Genomic DNA, 7,232 nt, shown 5'->3' on the forward strand with positions numbered 1-7,232 from the left:
GCCCTTGGTGAAGACGATCTCGCCCTCCGCCGCGCCGATGAAGGCCGCGACCTTGCGGCGGGCGGCCTCGTAGGCGTCGGTGGTCTCGTTCGCCAGGGTGTGCAGGCCGCGGTGCACGTTGGCGTAGGAGTGCTCCATGGCATGCGTCATGGCCTCGATCACCGCCCGCGGCTTCTGGGCCGAGGCGGCGCTGTCGAGATAGATCAGCGGCTTGCCGTTCACCTCGCGCGAGAGGATCGGGAAGTCGGCGCGGACGGCTTGCGGGTCGAACGGAATGGTCATCGGGCCGCCAGCCTTTCCCCGGCCCAGGCACGGGCGACGTCGCGCGCGCCCTCGTGGCCGATGCGGTCGATCACCTCGCCGACGAAGGCCTCGACGAGCATGGCGCGGGCCTCATCCTGCGGGATGCCGCGCTGGCGCATGTAGAACAGCGCCTCTTCGTCCAGCGCGCCGACGGTGTTGCCGTGGGCGCAGGAGACGTCGTCGGCGTAGATCTCCAGCTCAGGCTTGGCGTCCACCTCGGCATGGTCGGAGAGCACCAGCGCATGGTGGCCCATCCGCGCCTCGGTGTGGTCGGCGCCCTCGGCGACGACGATGCGGCCCTGGAAGACGCCGCGCGCCTGGTCGCGCACCACGCCCTTGGTCAGCTGGTCGGTCTCGCCGTAGAGGCCGGCGTGGACGACCGCCGTGGTCAGGTCCGCGTGGCGCTTGCCCTCCAGCAGATAGGCGCCGTCGAGCCGAAGCTTCGCATGGCCGCCAGGATGGCGGACCCGGGTCTCCAGCCGCTGGCGGCGCGCGCCGAAGGCCAGCGTCGTCTGGACCAGCTCCGCCGCCGCCGAAAGCTCGACCTCGGCCTGGCTGACCGCGACGCCCTCGGCGTCTTCGACGGCGAGCACGATGCGCTCCAGTTTGGCGCCCTCGCCCAGCCGGATGGAAAGCGCAGTGTGGGCGAGATAGCTCCCCTCCCCGCGGTAGCTTTCGAGCAGGGTCGCCTCGACGCCGGGGGCCACGGTGATCGCGACGCTGGCGGCGTGCGAGCCGTCCCCTTGGCTGACCACGTCGAGCGCCACGACCTGGTCGGCCGCGATCTCGATCGCCGCATCGCCGCGGCCGTTGGCGATGGTCAGCGACCGCGCCGCGAGCCCGGCGAAGGGACCGGGTTCGATCGCCTCGGCGGCCAGCGGCGCCGACGGCTCGGGGACCGTGCGGAGCAAGCCGCGCAGGTCGGTCCAGCGCCAGTCCTCGTCACGCCGGCCGGGCAGGCTCGCTGCGTCGCGTGCGGCGATGGCCGAAGCCAGGCTCATGCGGCCCTCGCGTAGCGGTCGTAGCCCTCGCGCTCCAGCTCCAGCGCCAGCTCCGGCCCGCCGGAGGCGACGATGCGGCCGGCCGAGAGCACATGGACGCGGTCGGGTCTGATGTAGTCGAGCAGGCGCTGATAGTGGGTGATCACCAGCGCCGAGCGCTCGGGGCTGCGCAACGCATTCACCCCTTCGGAAACGATCCGCAGGGCGTCGATGTCGAGCCCGGAATCGGTCTCGTCGAGGATCAGCAGCCTGGGCTCCAGCATCGACATCTGCAGGATCTCCATCCGCTTCTTCTCGCCGCCGGAGAAGCCGACGTTGAGCCCGCGCTTGAGCATGTCGAAGTCCATCTTCAGCGCAGCGGACTTTTCGCGGGCGAGCTTCAGGAACTGCGGGGCGGTGATCTCCGCCTCGCCGCGCGCCCTGCGCTGGGCGTTGAGCGCGGTGCGGATGAAGGTCAGGGCCGGGACCCCTGGAATCTCCAGGGGATACTGGAACGACAGGAAGACGCCGCGGGCGGCCCGGTCGTTCGGCTCCAGCGCCAGCAGGTCCTCGCCGTCCAGGCTGGCCGAGCCGCCCGTCACTTCGTAGCCCTCGCGGCCGGTGAGCACGTAGGACAGCGTCGACTTGCCGGCGCCGTTCGGGCCCATGATGGCGTGCACCTCGCCGGCCGGGACCTCCAGCGAGAGGCCCTTGAGGATTTCCTTGCCGTCGATGGCGGCGTGGAGGTCTTGGATCTTCAGCATGGTCTTTAGGGTTCAATCCCGCTCGCGTGCGTACTTGACGAGGAGGTCGGCGATCGCCTCCTCGATGTCGGGGATGGACTTCACCGCAACGTCGACGATCTTCGGGTCGTCGTGCGACTTGATCTCGTAGGTCATGTGGTAGTCGCCCGCGTGGTCCACCGCCACGCGGATGAAGATCGGACCGGGGTCGATCTGCAGCTCATCGCCGTTCAGCTCGACCTCGGCGAGGATGGCGTCCATCAGCGCGCGGTCGGCCCGGATCTCCTGGAACAGCGCCTTCAGCCGCTCATGAGCCTCGTGGTACGGCCGCTCGGCGGCCTCCTCGGCCTGCTTCTTGCGCTCGAGCTTGGAAAAATAGGCGTCTCTCAGGGCCATCAGCGGGTCTCATCGACAAGGAACAGGGCGGTCATAAGCGGCGTGGCGGCGGCCTTGCTGCGGCGGGCGGTCATCCGACGCTGCCCTCCAGCGAAATGGCGACCAGCTTCTGGGCCTCCACCGCGAACTCCATCGGCAGCTCCTGCAGCACGTCCTTGACGAAGCCGTTGACCAAGAGCTGCACCGCCTCCTCCTGGGAAAGGCCGCGCTGCATCACGTAGAACAGCTGGTCCTCGGACAGGCGGGTGGTGGTCGCCTCGTGCTCGAACACCGACTGGCCGTTGCGCGCCTCGACATAGGGCACGGTGTGGGCGGCGCAGTGCTTGCCGATGAGCAGGCTGTCGCACTGGGTGAAGTTGCGCGCCCCCTTGGCCTTCGGGTGCGCCGAGACCAGGCCGCGGTAGGTGTTGGACGAATGGCCGGCGCTGATGCCCTTGGAGATGATCCGCGAACGCGTGGCGCGGCCCAGGTGGATCATCTTGGTGCCGGTGTCGGCCTGTTGGCGGCCGTTGGTGATGGCGATCGAGTAGAACTCGCCGGAGCTCTCGTTCCCTCGCAGCACGCAGGAGGGATACTTCCAGGTGATGGCCGAGCCGGTCTCGACCTGGGTCCACGAGACTTTCGAGCGGTCGCCGCGGCAGTCGGCGCGCTTGGTGACGAAGTTGTAGATGCCGCCCTTGCCGGTCTCCGGGTCGCCCGGGTACCAGTTCTGCACCGTCGAGTACTTGATCTCCGCGTCGTCCAGCGCGACCAGCTCGACCACCGCGGCGTGCAGCTGGTTCTCGTCGCGCATCGGCGCGGTGCAGCCTTCCAGGTAGGAGACGTAAGATCCCCGGTCGGCGACGATCAGGGTGCGCTCGAACTGGCCGGAGTTCTCCGCATTGATGCGGAAATAGGTCGAAAGCTCCATCGGGCAGCGCACGCCGGGCGGGACGTAGACGAAGCTGCCGTCGGAGTAGACCGCCGAGTTCAGGCAGGCGTAGTAGTTGTCGCTGACCGGCACCACCGTGCCGAGGTACTTCTTCACCAGCTCGGGGTGCTCGCGGATCGCCTCGCTCATCGAGCAGAAGATCACGCCCGCCTCGGCCAGCTCCTTCTTGAAAGTGGTGACCACCGAGACCGAGTCGAACACCGCATCGACCGCATAGCGCGGCGCGCCCGCGACGCCGGCCAGCACCTCCTGCTCGCGCAGCGGGATGCCGAGCTTCTTGTAGGTCTCGAGCAGCTCAGGATCGACCTCGTCGAGGCTCTTGGGGCCCGCCTTCTGCTTCGGCGCGGCGTAATAGTAGGCGTCCTGGTAGTCGATCCGCGGGAAGTGGACCTTGGCCCAGGTCGGCTCCTCCATCGCCAGCCAGCGGCGGAAGGCCTCCAGGCGCCATTCCAGCATCCACTCCGGCTCGTCCTTCTTGGCCGAGATGAAGCGGACGATGTCCTCGTTCAGCCCCTTTGGCGCGAACTCCTGGTCGATCTCGGTGACGAAGCCGTGCTTGTACTTCTCGAGGTTCTCGACGTGTTCGACGGTCTGTTGAACGGCGGCCATCTTCACTCAAACTCCTGCGACGGCGGGCGCGCGGCGGCGCGCCGAGCGCCGCTCATGCGCGGCCAACCAGGCGTGGGCAAGCCTGTTCCAATCTTCTTCGGTCGTGGCCCAGCCGCCCGACACCCGGATCGCGCTTTCGGCGAGCTCGGGCAAGCCCATGGCGGCGAGCACGCGGCTGGCCTTCACCTTGCCCGAAGAGCAGGCCGATCCGGCGCTGACCAGCACGCCCGCCAGGTCGAGCGTCATCACCTGCAGTTCGGACGCCGCCCCGGGATCGGCGACGCAAAGAGTGTTGGGCAGCCTCGGCGCAGCCTCGCCCAGCACCACCGCCCCGGCGGCCTTCAGCGCGGCGGCGGCGGCGTCGCGCCACGCAGCCTGGGCCGCAGAGGCCTCCAGTCCCTCGAGCGCCGCCTTGGCCGCTGCCCCGAAGCCGCTGATTCCAGGAACATTCTCGGTGCCCGCCCGCCGGCCGCGCTCCTGCCCGCCGCCATGCAGACGCCGCGCAAGGTTGGCGCGGGGACCGAAGGTCAGCGCGCCCACGCCCTGCGGCCCGCCGAGCTTGTGGGCGGACACGGCCAGGGTGTCGGCGCCGATCGCGCGGCTGTCGACGGGGACCTTGCCGGCCGCCTGGATGGCGTCGACGTGCAGCCAGCCGTCGGCGGCGCGGACGAGCCCGGCCGCTTCCGCCACCGGCTGGATCACGCCGGTCTCGTTGTTCGCCAGCATGAGGGCGACGAACGGCCGGCCGTCCGCGGCGTTCCACCCGGCCAAGCGCTCGCGCAGCCAGCCGAGGTCGGCAAGTCCGTCCTGCGTCACCGGCAGGAGTTCGACCGCAGCGCCCGAGGCGCGCGCCGGCTCCAGCACGCTCTCGTGCTCGATTCCTGAGACGATCAGCCGCCGCGACCCGGCCACGACTGCGCTTTCGACCGCCAGCGCATTGGCCTCGGTGCCGCCGGAGGTGAAGACCACGGTCGAGGCCGGCGCGGCGATCAACCGGGCCACGGCCTCGCGCGCCTGCTCGACCCGCGCCCGCGCCGCGCGGCCCGCGGCGTGGACCGAGGAAGGGTTGCCGACCTCGGCCAAGGCGCGCGCCACCGCGGCCGCGGCTTCAGGCCGCACCGGAGCGGTGGCGTTGTAGTCGAGGTAGACGGCGGTCATGGCGCGACCTCGCTGCCCTCTCCCCACGCCGTGGAGAGAGGGGAGAGGCATATGACGACGGCGGAGCTCATGCCGCCCGCCTGTCGCTCGAAAGCCGCCCGGCGACGACGTCGGCCAGGCTGACCGAGGCGAGATAGTCCTCGATGCGCTGGCCGAGGTCCTCCCACAGGTCGTGGGTCAGACAGCGCTCGCCCTTGGTCATGCAGCCCTTGGAGCGGGCGCAGCGGGTGGCGCGTAGCGGCTCGTCGACCGCGTGGATGATGTCGGAGATCTTGGTGTCCTCGGCGCTCCTGGCCAGGCGGTAGCCTCCGCCTGGGCCGCGGGCGCTGGTCACCAGTCCCTTGCGCCTGAGCCTTGCGAAAAGCTGTTCCAGGTAGGAAAGCGAGATTTCCTGACGGTGCGCAATTTCGGCGAGCGCGGTGGCGCGATCGGCGCGAACCTCGCATCTGGCGAGGTCGGCCATCGCCATCACGGCGTAGCGTCCTTTGGTGGAGAGCCGCATGGCCTTGACACCCAATGCAGTTTTCCCGCGCATCGCGGACGGGCTGTGCTAAAAGCCGCCGCCTTGCGCAGGCGACGAGACCGGTCGTGACCGGACGGGTGCGACTTAGGAAGACCTAGCGCGGTAGTCAAGTATTCGAGGTCGAAGAGGGATCGAATGCCAGAGGTGGTTCTGACCGGCGCGGCCGGGCGGATCGAAGGCCGTTACACTCAGGGCAAGAGCGAGACCGCGCCCGTCGCCCTGATCCTGCACCCGCACCCCAAGGCGGGCGGTCATATGAACAATCCGGTGGTGGCGCAGCTTTTCCTCCTGTTCATGAAGCGCGGCTTCTCGGTGCTGCGGTTCAATTTCCGCGGCGTCGGCCGCAGCCAGGGCGAATTCGATTCCGGCATCGGCGAGCTGGCCGACGCCGCGACGGCGCTGGACTGGCTGCAAGCCACCAACCCGGCCGCCTCGCAGTGCTGGGTGGCCGGCTATTCCTTCGGCGCCTACGTGGGCATGCAACTCCTGATGCGGCGGCCGGAGACCGACGGCTTCATCTCGGTCTCGCCGCCGACCAACGCCTATGATTTCTCGTTCCTGGCCCCCTGCCCGGCCTCCGGCCTGATCCTCCACGGCGGTTCCGACACGGTCGTGCCGCCGACCGACGTCGAAAAGGTCGTCTCCAAGCTCCGCACCCAGAAGGGCATCGTCATCGACTACGAGGTGGTCGACGGCGCCAGCCACTTCTGGGCCGAGAACCTGCCCGACCTGGAGCAGCGCGTCGGTTCCTACCTCGACAAGCGGCTGGCGGCCAATCCCGCCTGACGCCACGGTGACCACGCCCGAAGACGCCATCCGCGCCCGCCGGCGGCTCACCAACAAGCTGATCGCCGACCATCAGGCGTTGCGGCTGAAGCCCTTCTTCGCCCCCGACATCCGCTTGATCAGCGGCGACGGGTCCTTGATTCTCGGCGCCGACGCGGTGGTCCAGGCTTTCGCCGGCCAGTTCGCCGACCGGGACTTCGTCACCTATGTCCGCACGCCGAACGCCGTCGAGGTGGACGCGCAGGGGCATCGCGCGGCCGAGCACGGCCGCTGGACCGCCGAATGGAAAGGCTCGGAAATGGCCGGGAGCTACCTCGCCGTCTGGCGCAAGAGCCTCGGCCAGTGGGTCCTCGAGAGCGAACTCTACGTCACGATTAAACACGGCCCCGTAGTCTAAGCGGCTATCCGAATTGACCGCCCAGCGCAGCGGTTCCGAAGCGTGCCAAGCACACAAAACCCCTTGCAAAATCGCTCGTGAGCGCACACTTTTTGTAGCTACAATGCGCCCTTGTGCGGCCAACTTTTTGTAGCTACACGAGCCGCATGAAGATCGAGTTTGATCCCGATAAGGACGAGAAGAACCGCAAGAAGCACAGCATCGCGCTCCAGCGCGCGGAGGACATGGATATCCACCAAGCGCTCACGCGAGAGGATACGCGCTTCAACTACGGCGAACGGCGGTGGGTTTCGATTGGACCGATCGACGGTCAACTCTACGTCCTCGTGTGGACGTTGCAGGGAACACGAACAAGGCCGGTGGTGCGCGCGATCAGTTTGCGGCCGGCGGAACCGAAGGAGCAGGC

The 7,232-nt window shown here is 68.7% G+C and carries 10 protein-coding genes; 3 read left to right on the forward strand and 7 right to left on the reverse strand.

Features of this window, described 5'->3' with window-relative positions; translation table 11 throughout:
* From VJS38_RS06885 to VJS38_RS06915, 7 genes are all read right to left on the reverse strand, one after another.
* Positions 1–282, reverse strand: a 282-nt coding sequence (locus tag VJS38_RS06885; protein ID WP_324087412.1) for an aminotransferase class V-fold PLP-dependent enzyme, incomplete at its 3' end; no start/stop codon positions are given.
* On the reverse strand, positions 279–1,304 hold the full coding sequence (sufD, locus tag VJS38_RS06890) for a Fe-S cluster assembly protein SufD (RefSeq protein WP_324087413.1): 1,026 nt from the start codon (positions 1,302–1,304) through the stop codon (positions 279–281). The genes VJS38_RS06885 and sufD, both read right to left, overlap by 4 nt.
* The gene (sufC, locus tag VJS38_RS06895; protein ID WP_324087414.1) at positions 1,301–2,047 is read right to left on the reverse strand and encodes a Fe-S cluster assembly ATPase SufC; all 747 of its coding nucleotides are present in this window, start codon (positions 2,045–2,047) and stop codon (positions 1,301–1,303) included. The genes sufD and sufC overlap by 4 nt, the downstream gene beginning before the upstream one ends.
* A gap of 12 nt (positions 2,048–2,059) precedes the next feature.
* Positions 2,060–2,422, reverse strand: coding sequence for a hypothetical protein (locus VJS38_RS06900; RefSeq protein WP_324087415.1), 363 nt, complete (start codon positions 2,420–2,422; stop codon positions 2,060–2,062).
* A 70-nt stretch (positions 2,423–2,492) separates the two neighbouring features.
* Positions 2,493–3,962, reverse strand: coding sequence for a Fe-S cluster assembly protein SufB (sufB, locus tag VJS38_RS06905; protein WP_324087416.1), 1,470 nt, complete (start codon positions 3,960–3,962; stop codon positions 2,493–2,495).
* 6 nt (positions 3,963–3,968) lie between these two features.
* Positions 3,969–5,120 (reverse strand): cysteine desulfurase family protein, encoded by a 1,152-nt coding sequence (locus VJS38_RS06910; RefSeq protein WP_324087417.1) that lies wholly within the window; start codon positions 5,118–5,120, stop codon positions 3,969–3,971.
* A gap of 67 nt (positions 5,121–5,187) precedes the next feature.
* Positions 5,188–5,622, reverse strand: a complete 435-nt coding sequence (locus tag VJS38_RS06915; RefSeq protein ID WP_324087418.1) for an Rrf2 family transcriptional regulator — start codon at positions 5,620–5,622, stop codon at positions 5,188–5,190.
* A gap of 156 nt (positions 5,623–5,778) precedes the next feature.
* Here VJS38_RS06915 and VJS38_RS06920 point away from each other — a divergent pair, with 156 nt between their 5' ends.
* From VJS38_RS06920 to VJS38_RS06930, 3 genes are all read left to right on the forward strand, one after another.
* Complete coding sequence (locus VJS38_RS06920) at positions 5,779–6,429, forward strand: alpha/beta hydrolase (protein ID WP_324087419.1); 651 nt, start codon at positions 5,779–5,781, stop codon at positions 6,427–6,429.
* A 7-nt stretch (positions 6,430–6,436) separates the two neighbouring features.
* A complete protein-coding gene (locus tag VJS38_RS06925; RefSeq protein WP_324087420.1) occupies positions 6,437–6,826 on the forward strand; it encodes a nuclear transport factor 2 family protein in 390 nt (129 codons plus the stop codon).
* A 146-nt stretch (positions 6,827–6,972) separates the two neighbouring features.
* The coding region (locus tag VJS38_RS06930) for a BrnT family toxin (protein ID WP_324087421.1) at positions 6,973–7,232 on the forward strand (260 nt) is incomplete at its 3' end.

Source organism: Phenylobacterium sp., from assembly GCF_035276905.1.
Classification (GTDB): domain Bacteria; phylum Pseudomonadota; class Alphaproteobacteria; order Caulobacterales; family Caulobacteraceae; genus Phenylobacterium.